The organism is Paenibacillus tarimensis (assembly GCF_021532315.1).
GTDB lineage: Bacteria > Bacillota > Bacilli > Paenibacillales > Paenibacillaceae > Paenibacillus_I > Paenibacillus_I tarimensis.
Genome location: NZ_JAKGAO010000056.1, coordinates 1 through 1,100, shown reverse-complemented (window position 1 = coordinate 1,100; position 1,100 = coordinate 1). Strand labels below are relative to the sequence as shown.

The following is a 1,100-nucleotide window of genomic DNA, read 5'->3' as shown; positions in this document are numbered from 1 at the left end:
TTCTGGGTTGAAGGAAAAGGGTGGGTCTTCGCAGATGAACTTCAAGTGGGCGATATACTCCAAAAGGCCGACGGAAGCAACCTGACGATTGACAAGATGGAGTTCGTTAAACTGGATAAGCCAGTTACGGTTTACAACTTTGCTGTTGCGGACTACCATACGTATTATGTAACGAATATTGGGATTTGGGTGCATAATACGAATACAAAGGATTGTCCACTATATGAAGCGACACGTGTTAAGTGGGACATCAAAAAATATTCTGATAAACAGATAACTTATAAGCTTCATGGTAATACAGTAACAGCTTATCGTGATTCGAAGACCAGGTTCTGGTGGGCTAAAGACTTTACGAACCATAGTCAGAATGGTGATGTAGCTTTTAAAGTATATAAGGAAGTAAAAAGCGGAAAAGAACTGCATTGGGTAGCGGATGCGAACCAATATGGTGATTTCATCAAGGGGAAACACAAAAGTGATGTTGGCAAGATGATAAAAATTAAATAAGGAGATGATAATTTGTCTTTAACAAGAAAAGAAGCCGAGGAATTATTCAAACTGGGCTTTAAGCGCCCAAGTTATGCTGATGAAGTATACCCTCAAGATATATATGAGTACGATGATTCAATTTGGGTAGTCGGTGGGAGAGTTATACCCAAAAGTACTTTACTAAGTGATGCAGTCATTTATAAAGAGGGGACATGGATACCTGCGCTTGATGATATGTTAAGTTGGCTTGAGGATAACGATTATCTGTTTGAGTTGTGTTACATTGGAAACGGATATAAGATTAAAGTGGTTGATACGGAAGGAAATGAATACAAAGCTAAAGGATCAACCCCCCTTTTTGTGTGCTATAAAGTAATATTAAAATTACTTGAAACGTTGAATGGTAAGCTAAGGGTTAAACATTATCACGTGGATGAAGTGGAATTAATAGAAAGAAAAGACTTAAGGTAAGCTGACTAAAGATACGAAAAACTAATACTGAGTAAATAGAGAGAATTAGGGGACCTTGGGGGCAAAGCCTTCAAGGTTTTTCTAATTATGACCCTGGGAACGGCCGTTTCCTCTCGGCAGACAGCTACCGGGGCGAAGTG

General features: G+C 39.1%; 2 protein-coding genes. Both read left to right on the top strand.

All coding sequences use genetic code 11. The features are described 5' to 3' along the window. Positions 1 to 507: polymorphic toxin-type HINT domain-containing protein (locus tag L1N82_RS23075; RefSeq protein WP_235289817.1), on the top strand; the 507-nt coding region annotated here is incomplete at its 5' end. Between the two features lie 12 nt (positions 508 to 519). Next, positions 520 to 960: a hypothetical protein gene (locus L1N82_RS23070; protein WP_235289816.1), complete on the top strand. Its 441-nt coding sequence runs from the start codon at positions 520 to 522 to the stop codon at positions 958 to 960. Positions 961 to 1,100: the final 140 nt, after the last annotated feature.